The organism is Actinophytocola sp. KF-1 (assembly GCF_054661535.1).
In genome coordinates, this window is sequence record NZ_BAAFVK010000003.1 from 357,054 (window position 1) to 376,028 (window position 18,975).

The 18,975-nt window shown below is 70.7% G+C and carries 16 protein-coding genes; 6 read left to right on the forward strand and 10 right to left on the reverse strand.

What is annotated here, in order from left to right; genetic code table 11:
- Window positions 1-181 precede the first annotated feature (181 nt).
- The 4 genes from ACYQ77_RS11575 to ACYQ77_RS11590 are packed head-to-tail and all read right to left on the reverse strand — an operon-like array spanning window position 182 to window position 5,636.
- On the reverse strand, window positions 182-1,807 hold the full coding sequence (locus ACYQ77_RS11575; RefSeq protein WP_459710223.1) for an ABC transporter ATP-binding protein: 1,626 nt from the start codon (window positions 1,805-1,807) through the stop codon (window positions 182-184).
- 1 nt (window position 1,808) lies between these two features.
- Window positions 1,809-2,711, reverse strand: a complete 903-nt coding sequence (locus ACYQ77_RS11580) for an ABC transporter permease (protein ID WP_459710225.1) — start codon at window positions 2,709-2,711, stop codon at window positions 1,809-1,811.
- Entirely contained in the window at window positions 2,708-3,724 is a 1,017-nt protein-coding gene (locus ACYQ77_RS11585; protein WP_459710758.1) for an ABC transporter permease, read from the reverse strand. The genes ACYQ77_RS11580 and ACYQ77_RS11585 overlap by 4 nt, the downstream gene beginning before the upstream one ends.
- A gap of 25 nt (window positions 3,725-3,749) precedes the next feature.
- Window positions 3,750-5,636, reverse strand: coding sequence for an ABC transporter substrate-binding protein (locus tag ACYQ77_RS11590; protein ID WP_459710227.1), 1,887 nt, complete (start codon window positions 5,634-5,636; stop codon window positions 3,750-3,752).
- 112 nt (window positions 5,637-5,748) lie between these two features.
- On the opposite strand from ACYQ77_RS11590, the gene ACYQ77_RS11595 reads away from it, so the two are divergent.
- Both ACYQ77_RS11595 and ACYQ77_RS11600 read left to right on the forward strand, forming a co-directional pair.
- Window positions 5,749-6,567, forward strand: coding sequence for a M55 family metallopeptidase (locus tag ACYQ77_RS11595; protein WP_459710229.1), 819 nt, complete (start codon window positions 5,749-5,751; stop codon window positions 6,565-6,567).
- Entirely contained in the window at window positions 6,560-7,870 is a 1,311-nt protein-coding gene (locus ACYQ77_RS11600; protein ID WP_459710231.1) for a M20/M25/M40 family metallo-hydrolase, read from the forward strand. The genes ACYQ77_RS11595 and ACYQ77_RS11600 overlap by 8 nt, the downstream gene beginning before the upstream one ends.
- Here ACYQ77_RS11600 and ACYQ77_RS11605 read toward each other — a convergent pair.
- Window positions 7,823-8,572, reverse strand: a complete 750-nt coding sequence (locus ACYQ77_RS11605) for a GNAT family N-acetyltransferase (RefSeq protein ID WP_459710233.1) — start codon at window positions 8,570-8,572, stop codon at window positions 7,823-7,825. The genes ACYQ77_RS11600 and ACYQ77_RS11605 overlap by 48 nt on opposite strands.
- Window positions 8,573-8,691: 119 nt before the next feature.
- On the opposite strand from ACYQ77_RS11605, the gene ACYQ77_RS11610 reads away from it, so the two are divergent.
- The 3 genes from ACYQ77_RS11610 to ACYQ77_RS11620 all read left to right on the forward strand — a co-directional run bounded on the left by ACYQ77_RS11610 (window position 8,692) and on the right by ACYQ77_RS11620 (window position 10,389).
- Window positions 8,692-9,183, forward strand: coding sequence for a hypothetical protein (locus tag ACYQ77_RS11610; protein WP_459710235.1), 492 nt, complete (start codon window positions 8,692-8,694; stop codon window positions 9,181-9,183).
- A gap of 115 nt (window positions 9,184-9,298) precedes the next feature.
- Window positions 9,299-9,793, forward strand: a complete 495-nt coding sequence (locus tag ACYQ77_RS11615; RefSeq protein WP_459710236.1) for a DUF6232 family protein — start codon at window positions 9,299-9,301, stop codon at window positions 9,791-9,793.
- A gap of 32 nt (window positions 9,794-9,825) precedes the next feature.
- Window positions 9,826-10,389 (forward strand): TIR domain-containing protein, encoded by a 564-nt coding sequence (locus ACYQ77_RS11620; protein ID WP_459710238.1) that lies wholly within the window; start codon window positions 9,826-9,828, stop codon window positions 10,387-10,389.
- 354 nt (window positions 10,390-10,743) lie between these two features.
- On the opposite strand, the gene ACYQ77_RS11625 is transcribed toward ACYQ77_RS11620, so the two are convergent.
- Together ACYQ77_RS11625 and ACYQ77_RS11630 are read right to left on the reverse strand one after the other, a co-directional pair.
- The gene (locus tag ACYQ77_RS11625; protein WP_459710760.1) at window positions 10,744-12,588 is read right to left on the reverse strand and encodes an ABC transporter ATP-binding protein; all 1,845 of its coding nucleotides are present in this window, start codon (window positions 12,586-12,588) and stop codon (window positions 10,744-10,746) included.
- Between the two features lie 93 nt (window positions 12,589-12,681).
- Window positions 12,682-13,503 (reverse strand): SCO6745 family protein, encoded by an 822-nt coding sequence (locus tag ACYQ77_RS11630; RefSeq protein WP_459710240.1) that lies wholly within the window; start codon window positions 13,501-13,503, stop codon window positions 12,682-12,684.
- Window positions 13,504-13,671: 168 nt separating this feature from the next.
- On the opposite strand from ACYQ77_RS11630, the gene ACYQ77_RS11635 reads away from it, so the two are divergent.
- Window positions 13,672-16,863, forward strand: a complete 3,192-nt coding sequence (locus tag ACYQ77_RS11635) for a GH92 family glycosyl hydrolase (RefSeq protein ID WP_459710762.1) — start codon at window positions 13,672-13,674, stop codon at window positions 16,861-16,863.
- A gap of 45 nt (window positions 16,864-16,908) precedes the next feature.
- Here the strand turns inward: ACYQ77_RS11635 and ACYQ77_RS11640 are convergent, their stop codons facing one another.
- From ACYQ77_RS11640 to ACYQ77_RS11650, 3 genes are all read right to left on the reverse strand, one after another.
- A complete protein-coding gene (locus ACYQ77_RS11640) occupies window positions 16,909-17,409 on the reverse strand; it encodes a hypothetical protein (protein WP_459710242.1) in 501 nt (166 codons plus the stop codon).
- Window positions 17,410-17,438: 29 nt separating this feature from the next.
- Window positions 17,439-18,116, reverse strand: a complete 678-nt coding sequence (locus tag ACYQ77_RS11645; protein WP_459710244.1) for a hypothetical protein — start codon at window positions 18,114-18,116, stop codon at window positions 17,439-17,441.
- A gap of 123 nt (window positions 18,117-18,239) precedes the next feature.
- On the reverse strand, window positions 18,240-18,950 hold the full coding sequence (locus tag ACYQ77_RS11650) for a histidine phosphatase family protein (RefSeq protein ID WP_459710246.1): 711 nt from the start codon (window positions 18,948-18,950) through the stop codon (window positions 18,240-18,242).
- Between the last annotated feature and the right edge of the window lie 25 nt (window positions 18,951-18,975).

Consider the following 18,975-nt stretch of genomic DNA (forward strand, 5'->3'; position numbering starts at 1 on the left):
GCCTCCGACGGGGATCCCTCCCCTCGTTGCCGTTCCGTGGACGCGCGGTCGCGCTCCCCCGGGGCCACCGCCGAGCAGACAACATCGGACATATATATAGTTGATATTAGTTATAAAGCGAGGCCCGCGGGGCACGGTTCAGTGCCGCCGCGGACCTCGGTCAACGATGTCCTGGCAGGGCTCACCCGCTCGCGACGTCGGTTTCCTTCGGCCGGGTGGACGGCAGCGCGGCCAGCAGCGACCGCGTGTAGGAGTGCTTCGGGTCGTTCAGCACCTCGTCCACGGGCCCGACCTCGACGAGCTCGCCCTTGTACATCACCGCGACGCGGTCCGCGATGTTCCACGCCAGGCCGAGGTCGTGCGTGATCACCAGTGCCGCGAGGCCGAGCCTGGCGCGCAGCCGCAACAGCAACGCCAGGATCTCGCCGCGCACGGACGCGTCCAGCGACGCCACCGGCTCGTCCGCCACCAGCAGTTTCGGCTCCAGCGCGAGCGCGCCCGCGATCACCACGCGCTGCCGCTGACCGCCGGAGAGCTGGTGCGGCAGCAACGGCATGAACTCCTCGGCCGGCCGCAGTTCCGCCGCGTCGAGCGCCGCCGCCACGTGCTCGCGTTCGTCGCCGGGGACGCGGTGGATGCGCAGGCCTTCGGCGATGGACTCGTACACGGAGTGGCGCGGGTTCAGCGCGCTCGTCGGGTCCTGCAGCACGAGCTGGACCTCACGCCGGTACGCCTTGAGCCCCCGGGTGGACCGGGGTACCGGCTTCCCGTCGTAGGTCACCTGACCTGACGTCGGTTCCTGCAGGCCGAGGATGGTCCTGGCGAGGGTGGTCTTGCCCGACCCGGACTGGCCGACCAGCGCGACGATCTCGCCGCGCCGCACGGACAGGTCCACGCCCGCCACCGCGTGGGTGACGCCCCTGGACCGGAAGGTGACGTGCAGGTCGGTGGTCCGCAGCAGCTCCTCCCCCGGCGACGGCACCGAGTCCGGGAGCGTGGTGGCGGTCGCCGGCGCGTACCGGGAGACCGGGTCACCGACCGTCGGGAACGCGGCGGCCAGCGTCTGGGTGTGGGTGTGCCGGGGGGCGGCGATGACGTCCGCCGACGGCCCCTCCTCCACCAGTTCGCCCCGGTACATCACGGCGAGCCGGGCGCACGTCGACGCGAGGACGGCCAGGTCGTGGCTGATCATGACCAGCCCGATGTCCTTCCTCGCCACCAGGTCCGACATGAGCGCGAGGACCTGGGCCTGCACGATCACGTCGAGCGCGGTGGTCGGCTCGTCCGCGATCACCAGGCGTGGCTCGCAGGCCAGCGCCATCGCGATCATGACCCGCTGCTTCTGCCCGCCGGACAGCTCGTGCGGGTACGCGTCGCCCTTCTCCGGTGGCAGCTCCACCTGCGCGAGCAGCTCGTCGACCCGCTTGCGCAGCGCCGAGGAGGACGGCGGGGTCTTGCTGTGCAGCTCGATCGGCTCGGCGATCTGGTCGCGGACCCGCCGCACCGGGTTCAGCGCGTGCATGGCGCCCTGGAACACGATCGCGGCCGACGTCCACCGCACGGCGCGCAGGCGTCCCCACTTCATGGCGGTGACGTCCTCGCCGTCCAGGAGGATCTGGCCGCGGATCTCGGCGGTGGGCGGCAGCAGCCGCAGCACCGACATGGCGAGCGTGGACTTGCCGCAGCCGGACTCCCCCGCCAGGCCCAGCGTCTCGCCGGGTTCGAGGGTGAGGTTGACGCCGCGGACGGCCTCGACGTCGCGGTTGCGGTACCGGACCGACAGGTCCCGCAGTTCGAGCAGCGGCACGTCAGCCCTCCCGCAGTCGTGGGTTGAGAACGGTCTCGAGCGCCCGCCCGCACATGGTGAACGCCAGCACGACGATGCCGATCGCGATGCCGGGTGGCAACAGGTACCACCACGCGCCCGCGATGATCGCCGAGTCGAGCCACGCGGACCGCAGCATCGAGCCCCACGACGGCCGCATCGGGTCGGGGTCGCCGAGCCCGAGGAACGACAGCGTGGACTCGGCCACGATCGCCGAGCCGACCGCGAGGGTCGTGTTCACGAACACCAGCGGCATGACCGCGGGCAGCACGTGCTTGGAGATCACGTGGAAGTGCCCACCGCCGAGCGCCTTGGCGCGTTCGATGTACGGCCGCGCCTCGATCGTGAGCGTCTGCGCCCGCACCAGGCGGGCCGCGGACGGCCAGGACGTCAGCCCGATCGCGAGGATGATCGTGCCGATGCCGCGTTCCAGCACGGTCGACAGCGCGATGGCCAGCACCAGCGACGGCAGCACCAGGAAGAAGTCGGTGACCCGCATGAGGCCCGCGTTCACCCAGCGGCCGTAGTGCGCGGCCATGATGCCGATGATCGTGCCGATCGCGATCGACAGCAGCGTGGCGACGAAGCCGACGGTCAGCGAGATCCGGGCGCTCCACAGCGTCAGGAGCAGCACGGACCGGCCGGGCCGGTCCGTGCCGAGCCAGAACTCGCCGCTCGGCGGTTCCAGGCGGCCGCCGGTCGCCTTGGTGACGTCGAGGCCGTCCCGGTCGGTGAGGACCGGCGCGAGGATCGCGAGCAGCACGATGATCACGAGCAGCGCGAGGCCGACCAGGCCGGTCTTCTGCTTCGCGTACTCGCGCCACCCGGCGGCGAACGCGGCGCCGCGGCGGCGCCAGGCCAGCGCCCGTGGCGATGGAGCGGTCATGCGGCACGCACCCTCGGGTCGAGCACGCGGTACAGCAGGTCCGCGAGCACGTTCATGAAGATCACCGCGCCTGCCAGCACGATGAAGGTGCCCTGCAGCAGCGGCAGGTCACCGACGCGGAGCGCGTCGTAGGTCAGGCGACCCAGACCGGGCCACGAGAACACGGTCTCCACGCTGATCGCGCCCGCGATCACGAACCCGAGGTGCAGGAACACCAGCGTGACCGTGGGCAGCAGCGCGTTGGGCACGGCGTGCTTGCGCCGCACCAGGTCGTCGCGCAGGCCCTTGGCCCGCGCGGTGGTGAGGTAGTCGGCGCCCATCTCCTCGATCAGCGACGACCGCATCACCAGCTGGTACTGCGCGTAGGTGACGGCCACCAGGGTGATCGTCGGCAGCACCATGTGATGGGCGATGTCGATGGCCTGGGAGAAGAAGTCCGGCGGGGTGTCGGAGTAGACGAGCCCCGCGGTCGGGAACAGGCCGGTCGTCGCCGCCATCAGCAGCATGCCCAGCCAGAACGTCGGGGTCGACCACAGGGTCAGTGCGACGCCGGTGGAGATCCGGTCGAACCGGCTCCCCCGCCGCCACCCCGACCGCGTGCCCATCCACAACCCGAGCGCCACCGAGATCAGCGTGGACACGCCGACCAGCAGCACCGTCGGCCAGAACCGCTCCTCGATCTTCTGCAGCACCGGCACGCGGTACACGTACGACTCGCCGAGGTCGCCGCGGAACAGGTCGCCGAGGTAGTTCAGGAACTGCTGCCACAGCGGCAGGTCGAGCCCGAACTGCCGCTCGAGGAGCGCGATCTGCTCCGGGGTCGCCGGGCGGCCCCTGGTCATCGTCGCGATCACGTCGCCGGGCAGGGCGCGGAAGAGGAGGAAGCCCAGCACGATCACGAGCGCGAAGCTGAGCAGGCCGCCGCCGATCTTGGTCAGCACGTAGCGGAGGGCTCCGCCACCACGGGTGGGTGGCGGAGCCTCTGCCAGTGCCTCCTCGGTCGGGGTGAGGATGTCCGACACAGTTGTCCTTTACCGGTTATTCGCGGTCGTCGGCCGTCTTGCGACGACCCCTGGCGACCAGCAGCCCGACGACGAGCACCACGACGATCACACCGCCGACGATGCCGAGGATCAGCCCGGTGTTGCTGCTGTCCTCACCCGCCGCGTCGGTGGTGCCCTCGCCGGACGCGGTGCTGCCGCCGTTCTCGAAGTTGGGGACCGGCCCCTCGCCCTTCGGGGTGGCGCCGTAGTAGCCCCACGCGCCCTGCTGGTTCATCATCACGCCGCCCTCGGTGGGCTGCTTCGGGAAGCCCTCGAACGCGTCCTTGCGGAACGCCTCGAGCGCGTTGTCGTAGCCCAGGATGACGAGCGTGGCCTGGTCGTAGAGCCGCGCCTGCATCTTCTTGACGATGTCGATCCGCTTGCTCCGGTCGAACTCCGACAGCTGCTGCGCGTAGAGGCTGTCGTACTCCTTGTCGCACAGGAACGAGTCCGGCGTGCCGCCCTTGCCCTCGGCGTTCGGCCGGTTGGCGCAGGTCTGCAGCGACAGGACGTAGTCCGGGTCCGGGTTCGCGTTCCAGCCCGAGAACGCCAGGTCGAAGTTGCCGCGGGTGGTGTCCTCGTTGACCTGGGTGTCCGACCTCGGCTCGATCGTGATGTTGATCCCGATCTCCTTGAGCCAGCCCTTGATGAACGGGCCCGCGTTCTCGTCGAGGTTGGCCTCGGCGTGCGCGAGGAGCCGGAAGTTCATCGGCTTGCCGGTCTTGTCGAGCCGGATGCCGTCCGGACCCTTCTTGTACCCGGCGTCGTCGAGCCGCTTGTTCGCCGCGTCGAGGTCGAACTCCCGCTTCTCGTCGCCCGAGGGCTGCCAGTGGAAGTCCTTGAACACCGGCGGGATGTAGCCCGCGGCCTCGGTCGCGTAGCCGCCCCACACCTTGTCCACGAGCGTCTTCGAGTCGATCGCCTGCGCGATGGCCCGCCGCAGCTCGACGTCCTTGAGCGCCGGGTTGCCGTTGCCGATCGGGGTGCCGTCGTTGGTGGCGGCGCCCGGGTTGATCACGATCTCGTTGAACCGGCGGTTCTCGGCCTGGTTGAGCTCGATGTTCGGGTCGCCCTGCAGCGCGTCGAACTGCGTCGGCGTGAGCCGGTTGATCAGGTCCACGTCACCGCTCTGCAACGCGGTCACCGCGGCGTCCGAGTTGCTGTAGTAGATGAAGTGCAGCTCGTCGATCTTGGGCGCGCCGCGCCAGTAGTTCTTGTTGGCCTTCAGCTTGGTGTACTGGGCCTCCTTGAACTCCGTGATGTAGTACGGCCCGCTGCCGACCATCGGGAACTGCGGCTCGGCGCCGATGTCGGCCACCTTCGACCAGACGTGCTCGGGCACGATCGGGATGTCGAGGGCCTCCATGGTCGCCTGCGGGACCTTGGTCTTGATCTTCAGCGTCCAGTCGTCGGTCGCCTCGACGGAGTCCCACTGCTGGACGTAGCTGCCGTTGGCGGTCTTGGCCGTGTCGTCGTCCAGCATCTTCTGGAACGTCCAGGCCGCGTCCTTGGCGGTGACCTGCTTCCCGTCCGACCACTTCACGTTCTTGCGGAAGTGGAAGGTCCAGGTGAGCTTGTCGTCGGAGGTCTCCCAGTTCTCGACGAGCGCGCCCTCCGGCGTCATGCTGCTCTGACTGTAGGTCGTCAGGAACTCGAACTGCGCACGGAGGATGTCGGTGCCCGTTCGGGTGATGGAGATGAACGGATTGAGTGAATCCACCTCCTGGGTCACCCCGACTCGGAGTATCTTGCCGTTCTGGCCGCTCGTCGCCTCGGCTGCCCGCTCGGGGGCGGGCGTCGCTCCGGCCGGCACCGCGACAGGTGCCGTGACCAGCAGCGATGCCGCCAGGGTGACACCGAGCCCCAGTAGCCTCGATCTCACGGATGATCACCTCTTCCTCGTAAGTTGAGAGGAAGTAACCACTTATGGGGGCTTGAAGTCAATCTGTGTCGGCAACGTGTGCCAAGACGTAACGTGTGCGGTTGTGCGGATCATGATTTCAGCCGACATGGAAGGCGCCAGCGGCGTCACCTGGACGGCGGACGTGGAAGTCGGAACCGAGCAGTGGCAACGGTTCCGGACGATGTTCACCAGTGACGTGAATGCCTGTATTGCCGGGTTGTACGCAGGCGGTGCGACCGACGTGCTGGTGAACGAGGCCCACTCCAGCCAGCGCAACGTGCTGCTGGAGGACCTCGACACGCGGGCCAGGATGCTCACCGGCAGGCACAAGCCCCTGTCGATGATGCAGGGCATCGACTCCGGGGTGGACGGGGTGGTCTTCCTCGGCTACCACACCGGCGCCGGGGTCGAGGGGGTGCTCTCCCACACCTACCTGCCCAACCAGATCACCGGCGTGTGGCTCGACGGGGTCCACGCGAGCGAGGGCAGGCTCAACGCCGCGCTCGCCGCGGAACACGGCGTGCCCGTGCTCCTGGTCACCGGCGACGACCTGACCTGCGCGGACGCCGGCGACTACGTGCCGGACGCGCGGACGGTCGCGGTCAAGGAGTGCGTGAGCCGCTACGCGGCCATCTGCACCCCGCCGACGGTGACCGCGGCGGCCATCGAGGAGCAGGCCAGGGCCGCGATGAGCAGGGCGGGACGTTTCGACGGGGCGGTCAGCGGGCACCGCATCGAGGTCGAGTTCGACGCGGCGCACCTCGCCGCGGCCGCGGCCGTGGTCCCCACGGTCGAGCAGCTCGACGTGCGGCGGGTCGGGTTCGACGCCGCGTCCATGACCGATGCCATGAAGGCGTTCAAGGTGGTCACCGCCATCGCGAGCGGTGCCGTGGAGGGAAGCTATGGGTGAACCGGCGGTAGAGGAGCTGTGCGCGGAGCTGATCAGGTTCGACACCACGAACCTCGGTGCGGGCAAGTCGCTGCTCGGGGAACGCGCGATCGCCGAGTTCGTGGCCGAGCACCTGACCGACGCCGGCCTCACCCCTGCCCTGCTGGAACGGGACCCGACGCGCACGAACGTCGTCGCCAGGGTCCCCGGCAGCGACCCGGACCTCGCGCCGCTGCTGGTGCACGCGCACCTCGACGTGGTGCCTGCCGACGAGTCCGAGTGGTCGGTGCCCCCGTTCGCGGGCGAGATCCGGGACGGGTTCGTGTGGGGCCGCGGCGCGGTGGACATGAAGGACATGTGCGCCGCGCTGCTGACCGTGCTGTCCCGCTGGTCGTCGGCGGGCACGCGGCCGAGGCGGGACATCGTGCTCGCGTTCGTCGCCGACGAGGAGGACACCGGCGAGTGGGGCGCGCACTGGCTGGTGGAGGAGCATCCCGAGCTGTTCGAGGGGTGCGCGGCGGCCATCGGCGAGTCGGGTGGCTACACCGTCCGCACGACCCACGCCGACGGCCGCGAGGTCCGCCTGTACCCGGTGGCGACGGCCGAGCGCGGCACCGCTCACATGCGGCTGACCGCGCAGGGCAGGGCGGGCCACGGTTCCCGGCGCAACGACGACAACGCCGTGGTCCGGCTGGTCGGCGCGCTGTCGCGGCTGGCGGCGCACCGGTGGCCGGTGCACCTCACCCCCGCGGTGCGGGCGTTCCTGGAACGGGCGGCGCCCGCGCTGGGTGTCGAGGTCGACTGGGACGACATGGACGAGACGCTGCGCCGCCTCGGCCCGGCCGCGAAGGTCATCGAGAACACCGTCCGCAACTCCACGACGCCGACGGTGCTGTCCGCGGGGTACAAGGTGAACGTCATCCCGGGCGTCGCGTCCGCGCTGGTGGACACGCGGGTGCTGCCCGGCACCGAGGACGACCTGCTGGCGGAGATCGACCGGATCGTCGGCCCGGGGGTGACGCGGGAGTTCGTGCAGCGCCAGCACGCCGTCCAGGCGCCAGTGGACACGCCGTGGTTCGACGCGATGGCCGACGCCCTGCGCGCGTTCGACCCCGAGGGTGTCGTGGTGCCGTTCTGCATGGGCGGCGGCACCGACGCGAAGGCGTTCGCCCGGCTGGGCATCGACTGCTTCGGGTTCGCGCCGCTGTTCATCCCGGAGGGCCACGACCACAAGCTGATGGCCCACGGCGTGGACGAACGCGTGCCGGTCGAGGGCCTACGGTTCGGGGTGAACGTGCTCGACCGGTTCCTGTCCACGGTATGACCGGTAGTGGTACCGGGAGGCCTCGGTGAACCCGAACCTCCCGTAGAGCGCGAGCGCGGCCGTGTTCTCCGCCCGCACGTGCAGCCAGGACCGCGTGATCCCCCGCGCCTGGCCGGCACGCAGCAGCCCGGAGAGCACGGCCGCGCCGTGCCCGCGCCGCCGCGCGTCCGCGCGCACGGCCATGCAGTACACGCCGCCCCACTCCCCGACCAGCGCGAGCCGCCCGACCGCGGCCACACCGCCCGCGTCGCGCACGGTCGCGTAGAGGGCGGGCCCACCGGAGAGGATCTTCACCGCGATGTCCAGGGCGGACCGGTCGCCGCGGCCGTCGACCCGCCACCACAGGTCGAGCCACCCGTCCGACGGCACGTCGGCGATCTCCACCTCCGCGCCGCCGTCGAGCCGGCCGAGCCTGGCGGTCTGGATCGACGTGGGCGACCCGAACTCGTACCCGCGCGCGGCCAGCAGCTCGTCCAGTCCACCGGGGCGCGCTGAGGGCCCGAGCTGAAAGATCACCGGCAGGCCCCGCGCGGCGTAGAGCCGCTCGACCTGCCGCAGTGCTCCCTCGAGGTCCGCGGGTGCCGCGGCGGGGATCACGGAGTTGGCGCGCTGGGTGACACCACCGGAGAACCGGGCCACCCACCCGTCCACCTCGACCTCGTCGAGGGCAGGCCATCCGGCACGCATCAGGTCGTCGAGCACACCGCCAGCGTAAACATGCACGCAACCGGATAGTCATACAGCCCACTTGTGTGACAGAAAGCGGCACGGCGGCGCCCACCAGCCACGACAGCGCTAATCTCCGTCCAAGGAGAGCCGCCATGTCCATGACCCGTGAGCCCATCGACGTCCGCGTCGGCGCGGGCACCCTCCGGTTCGGCGAGGTGCGCCTCCCGCTGCGCACCGTCCTCCTGGCGACGACGGCCGAACTCCACCCGGACCGCAGGCTGGTCGTGCGGAGCTACGCGCTCGGCGTCGCGAGGTGGCTGATCCCGGCGGCGATCGCCGCGGCCGTCGTCCCGGAAGCCGTCGAGGTGTTGATCAACCTGTGCGCGCTCGTGTGGTTCGCGGTCAGCGCCACCCGCCTCGCGGGACACCTCCGGGTGCGGCTCCACGAACTGACGGTGGCGACCACCACCGGCACGTACCGGATCCTCACCGGCACCGACGCGGTGGCGGTCGCCGAGCTGGCTTTCCGGATCATGGACGCGGTCCGCGACCCGCTCGTGGGATTCCACGTCACCACGGAAAACATCCGGCTTGCCGACGACTATCCCCGCGTCCGTGAGGAAAATCCCGCCAACCTGACCTGAGGCGCGGACTGGTCAAATACATGACAAATCCGGGTCGACCGCGCCCCCGCGCGCGGTGGAATGTGATCTTGGGCTAGCCTCCTCCGCATTCTCGACACGGAATGGAGGAATTTCCATGGCACTGAGCCACGAGGCGATCAATGTGCGGGTGAGCCAGCGAATTCTCTGGTTCGGTTCGGAGGCGTACCCGCTGCCGAACATCACGCGGACCAACACCCTCACGCTCCAGCCGAACCGCGGCGCCCTGATCCGCCAGTACGTGCTGTCGGTGCTCGTGACCCTGTTCGTGATGGGGATCGCGGGGAGCGCGGCACCGGGATCCGTTGCGGCACTGGTGATCCTCGGCGGACTCGCGTGGCTCGCGTACCGGACCTACCGGCTGGTCGAGCTGCTCAAGCTCACCCTGTACGTGCTGAACATCGAGACCGCGGCGGGGTCGCACCGGGGGTTGACCACGGACAACCCCAACGTGGTCGCGGACCTGCAGCTGCGCATCACCGACGCGATCAACAACCCGCACGCGGAATTCCAGATGCAGGTGGAGAACTTCCACGTCGGCGACAACTTCACCATGTTCGGGAACAACACCGTGAGCAGGGCGGCACGGTGAGCGGACAATTCCACATCGGCGACAATTTCACGATGTTCGGCACCAACACGGTGCACAAGGGGGATTCCTCCAGCCCACGGGAACCCGTCACCAGGCCACCGTCGAGTGTGGTGTGGACCGAGCCGCTGGTGTTCGTCAACTACCGCGGCCAGGACGAGAAACCGGCCGCCGACATCGAGGCGACGCTCACCCGCCGCCTCGGCCGCGGCGTGGCGTTCCGGGACGTGCGGATGCGCGCGGGCACGCGGTTCCCCCGCGAACTCAAGACCCGCGCCGCCCGGTCCGAGGTGATGCTCTCGATCATCGGTGAACGCTGGGACGACCCGCACACCCTCGCCCTGCTGCACGACCCCGAGGACTGGGTCCACCGCGAGATCGCGACCGCGCTGCGCTACCGCGTCCCGGTGGTGCCCATCCTCGTCGGCGCCCGCCCCCGCCTGTCGGCGAACCAGCTCCCCGACGACATCCGCCTCCTCGCCGACATCCAGGGACCCCACCTCTCCCGCGACTACGGCGAGGCGGACGTCGAGCGTCTGATCGACCGCCTGCTGCACGACGTCCCACCGCTGGCGACGGCCGCGTACCGCCACCACTAGGCACCTTCGAGGGTCGGCCAGGGTTCCGTCACAGTCGGTTGGGCTGCTGGTCGTGTTTCAGGTTTGGTGGCTGTCCTTCGTTGTGGGTTTTCCCTCCGGGGGCCTCGCCGGACGGGCTGGTCTCCGGGATGGCAGCGGGTCGGGCACGGGGTTGATTTGGCAGGGACGGGTGTCCGTTGTCTGCCTGCCATCCCGTCGACCTCCCACGGGCTATCACACCGCGTCAAGGGGGTCCGACGGCTTTGGGCACGGGGTTGCGTTGAGTTCGGGCCCGCTTGACGCGGTGTGATCGGGCTTCGCCAGGTCGACGGGATGGCAGGCACGCCTTTGTTGCGTGATGGGGCTTGGCCCCGCTCAGACGCCGGCGGAGGCGAACTGTGTCCGGTACAGCTCCTCGTACCGACCGCCGGTGGCCAGCAGCGACTCGTGCGTGCCGCGCTCCACGATCCGGCCGTCCTCGACCACCAGGATCAGGTCCGCGGCCCGCACGGTGGACAACCGGTGCGCGATCACCAGGGCCGTCCGGCCGGACAACGCCTCGGCCAGCGCCTCCTGGACGGCGGCCTCCGACGTCGAGTCCAGGTGCGCGGTCGCCTCGTCGAGGATCACCAGCCGCGGTCGCGCCAGCAGCAACCGCGCGATCGTCAGCCGTTGCCGCTCGCCACCGGACAGCCGGTAGCCGCGCTCCCCCACGATCGTGTCCAGCCCGTCCGGCAGCGACCGCACCAGGTCGGCGAGCCGGGCACGTGACAGCACCTCCCACAGGTCGGCCTCCGACGCCCCCGGCGCGGCGAACAACAGGTTCGACCGCACCGACTCGTGGAACAGGTGCCCGTCCTGCGTCACCATCCCCAGCGCGTCCCGCAGCGACGCGAACGACAGGTCCCGCACGTCCACACCAGACAGCCGCACGGCGCCTTCGTCCACGTCGTAGAGCCGTGGCACCAGCGACGCGATCGTCGACTTGCCCGCGCCCGACGACCCCACCAGCGCCACCAGCTGCCCCGGCAACGCCCGGAACGACACGTCGTGCAGCACCTCGACCCCGCCGCGGGTGTCGAGCTTCGCCACCTCCTCCAGCGACGCCAGCGACACCGCGGAAGCCGCCGGGTACGCGAACGAGACGTGGTCGAACTCCACCGACACCGGCCCGTCCGGCACCGTGACCGCGCCGGGTTTCTCGTCGATCAGCGGCGCGAGGTCCAGCACCTCGAACACCCGCTCGAACGCCACCAGCGCGCTCATCACCTCCACGCGCGCGCTCGCCAGCGCGGTCAGCGGCGCGTACAGCCGGGTCAGCAGGAACGCCAGCGACACCACGGCGCCCGGCTCGAGCGTGCCCGCGAACGCGAACCACCCGCCGACCCCGTACACGAGCGCCAGCGCGAGCGCCGACGACAGCGTCAGCGCGGTCACGAACACCGTCTGCACCATCGCGGTCCGCACCCCGATGTCCCGCACCCGCTTCGCCCGCACCGCGAACTCCGCCGACTCGTCCGCCGGCCTGCCGAACAGCTTCACCAGCGTCGCGCCGGGCGCGGAGAACCGCTCGGTCATCTGCGTGCTCATCACCGAGTTGTGGTTGGCCGCCTCGCGTTCCAGCCGGGCGAGCCGGGCGCCCATCCGCCGCGCGGGCACCACGAACACGGGTAACAGCAGCAGCGCCAGCAGGGTGATCTGCCACGACACCCCGACCATCACGACGAGCGTCAGCGCCAGCATCACCACGTTCGACAGCACACCGGACAGCGTGTTGCTGAACGCGTTCTGCGCGCTTACCACGTCGTTGTTCAGCCGCGACACCAGCGCCCCGGTGCGGGTGCGCATGAAGAACGCGACCGGCATCCGCTGCACGTGGTCGAACACGGCCGTGCGCAGGTCGACGATCAGCCCCTCACCGATCCGCGCGGACAGCCACCTGGCGACCAGCCCGAGCCCCGCCTCCGCCACGGCGATCACCGCGATCAGCACCGCGAGGACGACCACCAGCCGCAGCGACGACCGCGCGACGATCGCGTCGACCACCCACCCGGCGAGCACCGGCGTCGCGACCGCCAGCACCGCGGTCACGACCGACAGCAGGAGGAACCACGCCAGGAGTCTTCGGTGCGGCCGCGCGAACCCGGCGATCCGGCGCAGCGTCGCCTTCGAGAACGGACGGCGGTCGTCCGTCGCGTTCATCGTGTTGTACAGCGACATCCACGCTGTGGTCTCCATGTCCATGACGACACCCTCGCACGCACCACCGACAATTTCGGAAGCCGGACGTTAGGTGCTCGACCATGGTGGAGGTCAAGCGGGACGGGCCAGGCCGATCGGGTTCCCGTCCGGCAGCACCCCGGACGCCCACACGGCGGCGGCCGACGGCGTCAGCGCCTCGACCACCTCGTCGGCAGGCAGGTCGTCGTGCCACGCGGCGGCGTCGGTCAGCTCCTCCACCGACTCGAGCACGTCGGCGCCGGTCATGGTCAGCCCGTCGGCGTCGAGGAGCTCCCGCTCGACGAGCGACTCCCGCGCCGCCGCCCACGCCGCCGGCGACCAGCCACGCGCGTTCCGCATGACCTCCGGGTCGAGCCCCTTCGCCACCACCTGCAGGTGCAGCGCGTCCAACCCGGAGAGCCCCGCGGTCACCAGCGCGGCCACGTGCCCGTCGCCGCGGTGCTCCCGCAGCGTCGTCGCCAGCTGCCACATCGCCTCGACGGGGTCGTCCGACAGCGGCAGCGCCGCGTTCGCCGCGCCCAGCGGCCTGCCGGTCGGGTCCAGCGCCACCGGCGACAGCAGGGCCACCGCGGTCGCGCACGCGCCGGCGTCCACCCCCACCGTCCGCAGCACCTCCGCGCACACCGACAGCCGCGTCGCGAGGCAGTCCGCCGTCGACGCCCGCGTCCACGCCGAGGGCAGCGACCTGGCCACCATCGCGGGCTCGAACCCGGCGAAGGCGCCCACGACCGCTCCCGCGCCGACCGCGCCCAGCGGGGCGGCGCGGAACGCGAAGTAGGTGTCCCAGAAGCCCTTCAACCCGATCGCCTTGCCCGCGGCCCGGACCTCGGGCGCGAAGTACACGACGGCGTGGAGGGGCTCGACGACGGACCAGAGTTGGCGCGAGGGGTGCATACGAGGATTCTGCACCCAATAGGATCGCGGCCCTCCCCCTCGTGATCAGGAGCGCACTTGAGCAGCCCCGGCTTCTTCTCGTCGTTCGAGAACACCGATCCTCCCCTGACCTGGATCGATGCCACCGACGTCGACCGGAGCGGCGCGCCGAGAGCCGAGGGCGCCACGATGACCACCCGCGAGGGCAGAGGACCGGGCAGGCCGGCCACCGCGAAGCCCGGCGTCGGGTTCACCGGCCTGCGTGCCCTGCGCTACCAGGGCAGCCACAGCGCACGCGGCCCGGCGCGGGTCACCAACAAGCTGTTCCTGCTCGACCTGCCGATCGGGCCGGACACCGAGCTGACGTACGTGGTCTTCCCCGAGCCGCTCGGCGAGGACCTGCGGTTCCCCAGCACGTACGTGGCGCTCGACCTGGCCTTCTCCGACGGCACGTACCTGAGCGACCTCGGCGCGGTCGACCAGCTCGGGTTCCCGTTCACCGCGCACGGCCAGGGCGAGTCGAAGGCGCTCACCCCGAACCAGTGGAACGCGCGGTCGGTCCGGGTGGGCGCGGTCGCCGAGGGCAAGGTGGCGGTCCGCGCGCTGCTCACCTACGACAACCCGGACGGCCCCGCGGACTTCGCGGGCTGGCTCGACGACATCGCCATCGCCGACCGCCCCCTGCCGTCGACCCGGCCGAGGCCGGTCGACCACGTGCTCACCACCCGCGGCACCGACTCCACGAAGGCCTACTCGCGCGGCAACACGATCCCCGCCACGTCGGTCCCGCACGGCTTCACGTTCTGGACCCCGGTCACCGACGCGGGCGCGACGGGCTGGCTCTACAGCTACCACCGGCACAACAACGACCGGAACCTGCCCGCGCTCCAGGCGATCTCCGCGAGCCACCTGCCGAGCCCGTGGATGGGTGACCGGCAGACGTTCCAGGTGCTGCCCTCCGCCGCGCCGAAGCGGCCGAGCAGCCGCAGGCGCAAGCGGGCGCTGACGTTCCGGCACGGCAACGAGCTCGCCCGCCCGCACCACTACAGCGTGCGGTTCACGAGCGGCATCACCGCCGAGGTGGCGCCGACCGACCACGCGGCCCTGATGCGCTTCACGTTCCCCGGCGAGGACGCCAACCTGGTCTTCGACAACGTCACCCGGCACGGCGCCGTCACCGTCGACCCCGTGGCGGGCACGCTCACCGGCTACTCCGACGTCCGAAGTGGACTGTCCGAGGGCGCGGGCAGGCTGTTCGTGTACGCCACGTTCGACCGCACCATCGCCGCCACGGGCAGGCTCTGGCGCGGGTTCTCCCGCCGCGTCAGCGGGTACGTGAGGTTCGAGCCGGACATCACCGGCCCGACGGTCGTGACGATGCGGATCGCGACGTCGCTGATCAGCGTGGCGCAGGCCAAGAAGAACCTGTGGCTGGAGATCGCGGACACCGACACGTTCGAGTCCGTGCGCGACCGCGCGGCGGACACGTGGGACGAGCTGCTGTCCCGCGTGGAGGTCGAGGGCGCGACCGAGGACCAGCTGGTCACGTTGTACTCCAACCTGTACCGGCTCTACCTCTACCCCAACCGCGGCCACGAGAACACCGGCACCGACGAGGTCCCGTCGATCGCGTACGCGAGCCCGGTGTCACCGCCGGCGCGCAGGGACACGCCCGCGCACACCGGGAAGACCGTCCAGGCCGGGAAGATCTACGTCAACAACGGTTTCTGGGACACCTACCGCACGGTGTGGCCCGCGTACGTGCTCCTCACCCCGAACCACGCGGGCGAGCTGATCGACGGGTTCGTGCAGCAGTACCGGGACGGCGGCTGGATCGCCCGCTGGTCCTCCCCCGGCTACGCGGACCTGATGACCGGCACCAGCTCCGACGTGGCGTTCGCCGACGCCTACCTCAAGGGCGTGCGGAACTTCGACGTCCAGGCCGCGTACGAGGCCGCGCTGCGCAACGCGACGGTCGCCCCGGACCGGCCGGGGGTGGGCCGCAAGGGCATCGACCGGTCGATCTTCCTCGGCTACACGCCGGCGAGCACCGCGTTCGGTCTGTCGTGGACACTCGAGGGCTGCCTCAACGACTTCGCGATCGCGGGGCTCGCGCACGCGCTCGGCGACACCGAGTACCACGAGTACTTCCTCGACCGCGCCCAGGGCTACGTGCACTCGTTCGACCCGAGCACCGGGTTCTTCCAGGGGCGCAAGGAGAACGGCCGCCTGCGGCACGCGCCGAACCAGTACGACCCGCGGGCGTGGGGCGGCGACTACGTGGAGACCAACGGCTGGAACACCGCGTTCAGCGTGCCGCACGACGGCGCGGGCCTCGCGGGGCTCATGGGCGGCCGCGCCGCGCTCGCCGCGAAGCTCGACGAGTTCTTCGCGACGCAGGAGACCGGCCGTGCGCGGGGCGCGTACTGGACGACGATCCACGAGATGACCGAGGCCCGGGACGTCCGGATGGGACAGTACGGGCACAGCAACCAGCCGTCGCACCACATCCCGTACATGTACACCTACGCGGGCGCCGCGTGGCGGACGCAGGCGACGGTCCGCGAGGTGCTGTCCCGGTTGTACGCCGGCAGCGAGATCGGGCAGGGCTACTGCGGCGACGAGGACAACGGCGAGATGTCCGCGTGGTGGCTGTTCAGCGCGCTCGGCATCTACCCGCTGCGGGTCGGCAGCCCCACGTACGTGATCGGGTCGCCGTTGTTCCGGCGTGCCGTGGTGCGCATGGACAACGGCAACGAGCTCGTGGTCAACGCGCCGGAGAACAGCCGCGACAACGTCTACGTGCAGAGCCTGTCGGTGAACGGGACACCGTGGGACAAGGTGTACGTGCCGCACTCGGTCATCGCCGACGGCGCTGTGCTGGACTTCCGCATGGGCCCGGAACCGTCGCGGTGGGGCTGCGGGCCGGACGCGCTGCCGCCGTCGCTCACCGCGGCCGACGCGGTGCCCAGGACGATGCACGACATCACGTGCACGGTCGACGGCAGCGGCGAGGGCAGCGACGGCATCAACGTGGCGCCGCTCTTCGACGACAACAGCCGCACCCAGGTCACGTTCCGCACGCCGAGCCCGTGGCTGGCGTTCCGGCTGCCCGGCGAGGGCGCGATGGTGCGGTACTACACGCTGACCTCGGGCACCCGGGGCGACGACCCGCGGTCGTGGACGTTGCGCGGGTCGGACGACGGCGCGCACTGGACCGTGCTCGACGAGCGCACAGGCGAGGAGTTCCGGTGGCGTCGCCAGACCCGCCCGTTCTCGGTGGCGAACCCCGGCACGTACCGGCAGTACCGGCTCGACATCACCGAGGGCTCCGGGGCGCCGACCGTGACGCTCGCGCAGGTGGAGCTCCTGGCACGGTGAAGGGCGGTCCCCACGGGGGAACCGCCCTTCGTTCGCGAATCCCGGTCAGCCGCGGCGGGAGGCCTCGAACTGCTTGGCCGGGCCCTGCATCGAGAGCACCAGCGCGATGATCGGCATGACCAGGAACACGAGCGCGATCACGGCACCCGTCACCAGCCACACGACACCCAGCAGGATCTGCAGGCCGTTCGCGATCAGCATCAGGTTGCCCGCCGTGCCGCTCATCGCCTTGACCCCGGCCCAGATCAGCAGGCCGGCGCCGACGACGCCACCGATGGTGAGGATCCACAGCAGCGCGAGCATGCCCTCGTCGACCTCGACCCCGGCGAGGGACTCGTCCTTCGCGCTGGTCACCGCGCCGGCGAGCGACATCATGAGGATCGAGGAGATGAGCGTGATGCCCGCCTGCACGAAGTCCAGCACCGCGGCGGCCGTGACGGTGCCCGGCCGCGTGGTCGGACCGGACGAGTACTCGGCCGGTGCGGGCGGCATGGCGCCGTAGCCCTGGTTGGCGTCGCCGGGCTGCTGCCCGTACGGCTGTGACATGTCGAATTACCCCTCTTCGGTCGCGGACCCTAGTGCCCGCGACGGGACTGCAGGAACTGCGTCGTGCCGGCGCCCAGCGCCATGATGAGGCTGATCGCCGGCATGATGGCGAAGAAGATAGCGATGCCGATGATGACGCCCTTACCGGCATCGATGATGTCGATCCCCTGCGAGTCGATCGCGGCGAACCGGATGATCCAGGCCAGGGAGATCGCCAGCTCGAGACCGGCGCCCGCGATCAGCAGCGTGCGGCTCTTGCCGCCCATGATCTGCACGCCGCCGCCGATCAGCAGCCCGGCGCCCACGAGCTGCACGATGATGAGGAGCCAGCCGAAGGCGGCGTCGCTGCCCGCGCCGGACGAGTCGCCGCTGGCGGCGCCGGCGAGCATGAGGATCGTGGGGATCAGCGTGATGCCCGCCTGGACGTAGGCGAGGACGGCGGCGGCGGTGACCGTGCCGGGCCGCGGGATGGGTCCGCTGCTGTACTCGGCCGGGGCGGCGGGCATGCTGCCGTACTGGTGGGAGGCGGCGGGCTGGCCGTACGGGTTGCTGTGCGGGTACCCCTGCGCCGGCTGGCCGTAGGGCGGGCTCTGCGGGTAGCCCTGGGCCGGTTGCCCCTGGCCAGGCGTCTGTGGGTACCCCTGTGGGACCCCGCCCTGGGGGTACCCGCCCGAGGGGTCGGGCTGCTGGCCGTATGGCTGTGTCATTGCCACTCCTATGATGCCGCCGCAGCGGGGACGTGAGTGCACAGATACTGGCACAGACGCCGCTGATCACCGCGCGCTTTGACCCATATCGTGACGCCTTTTCACCGCCCGTGCAGACCCGGGTCAGGATGCGCTGCCGGTGGCCCCTCCCGGCACCGCGTCACCCGGACGAGGACCGTCCGGTTCGGCGGGTTGCGGCTTGGCCGGCACGATGCTGGCGAGCTCGCCGCCGTTGTCGTTCATCCGCAGCACGAACGGCCTGGTCTCGGTGTACTGCACGACCGAGACGGACGCCGGGTTGACCACGATCCGCTGGAAGGTGTCGAGGTGCTGGCCGAGCGCGTCGGCGAGGATCGACTTGAGGACGTCACCGTGGCTGCACAGCAACCAGACGGCCTCGTTACCGTGTGCGGCGGTTATGCGCGCGTCGTGCGCCCGCACCGCGGCGACCGCGCGCGTCTGCACCTGGGCAAGCCCTTCCCCGCCGGGGAACACGGCCGCGGACGGGTGCTGCTGCACCACCGACCACAGCTTCTCCTTGGCGAGGGTCTTGAGCTCCCGGTTCGTCCACTCGCCATAGTCCACTTCGGACAGATCGGGCTCGGTGACCGGGGTGAGCCCGCGCGCGGCGGCCAGCGGGGCGACGGTCATCTCGCACCGCAGCAGTGGCGAGCACACGATCTCCGCGACCGGCACGTCGGCCAGCCGTCCGACGAGCGCGTCGGCCTGCGCGCGCCCGGTCTCGTCCAGTTCGATCCCTGGTGAGCGGCCGGCGAGGACGCCGGAGCCGTTCGCGGTCGAGCGGGCATGCCTGAGGAGTACGACGGTGGCCACGGCGCCAGACTAGCCGGAGGCGATC

What these genes read in the sequence shown, in the direction of transcription:
- ACYQ77_RS11580 (WP_459710225.1), bottom strand. Translation starts at nt 2,711, where the DNA reads ATGACCGCTCCATCGCCACGGGCGCTGGCCTGGCGCCGCCGCGGCGCC.
- ACYQ77_RS11595 (WP_459710229.1), top strand. Translation starts at nt 5,749, where the DNA reads ATGATTTCAGCCGACATGGAAGGCGCCAGCGGCGTCACCTGGACGGCG.
- ACYQ77_RS11600 (WP_459710231.1), top strand. Translation starts at nt 6,560, where the DNA reads ATGGGTGAACCGGCGGTAGAGGAGCTGTGCGCGGAGCTGATCAGGTTC.
- ACYQ77_RS11610 (WP_459710235.1), top strand. Translation starts at nt 8,692, where the DNA reads ATGTCCATGACCCGTGAGCCCATCGACGTCCGCGTCGGCGCGGGCACC.
- ACYQ77_RS11615 (WP_459710236.1), top strand. Translation starts at nt 9,299, where the DNA reads ATGGCACTGAGCCACGAGGCGATCAATGTGCGGGTGAGCCAGCGAATT.
- ACYQ77_RS11620 (WP_459710238.1), top strand. Translation starts at nt 9,826, where the DNA reads ATGTTCGGCACCAACACGGTGCACAAGGGGGATTCCTCCAGCCCACGG.
- ACYQ77_RS11625 (WP_459710760.1), bottom strand. Translation starts at nt 12,588, where the DNA reads ATGTCGCTGTACAACACGATGAACGCGACGGACGACCGCCGTCCGTTC.
- ACYQ77_RS11630 (WP_459710240.1), bottom strand. Translation starts at nt 13,503, where the DNA reads ATGCACCCCTCGCGCCAACTCTGGTCCGTCGTCGAGCCCCTCCACGCC.
- ACYQ77_RS11635 (WP_459710762.1), top strand. Translation starts at nt 13,672, where the DNA reads ATGACCACCCGCGAGGGCAGAGGACCGGGCAGGCCGGCCACCGCGAAG.
- ACYQ77_RS11640 (WP_459710242.1), bottom strand. Translation starts at nt 17,409, where the DNA reads ATGTCACAGCCGTACGGGCAGCAGCCCGGCGACGCCAACCAGGGCTAC.
- ACYQ77_RS11645 (WP_459710244.1), bottom strand. Translation starts at nt 18,116, where the DNA reads ATGACACAGCCATACGGCCAGCAGCCCGACCCCTCGGGCGGGTACCCC.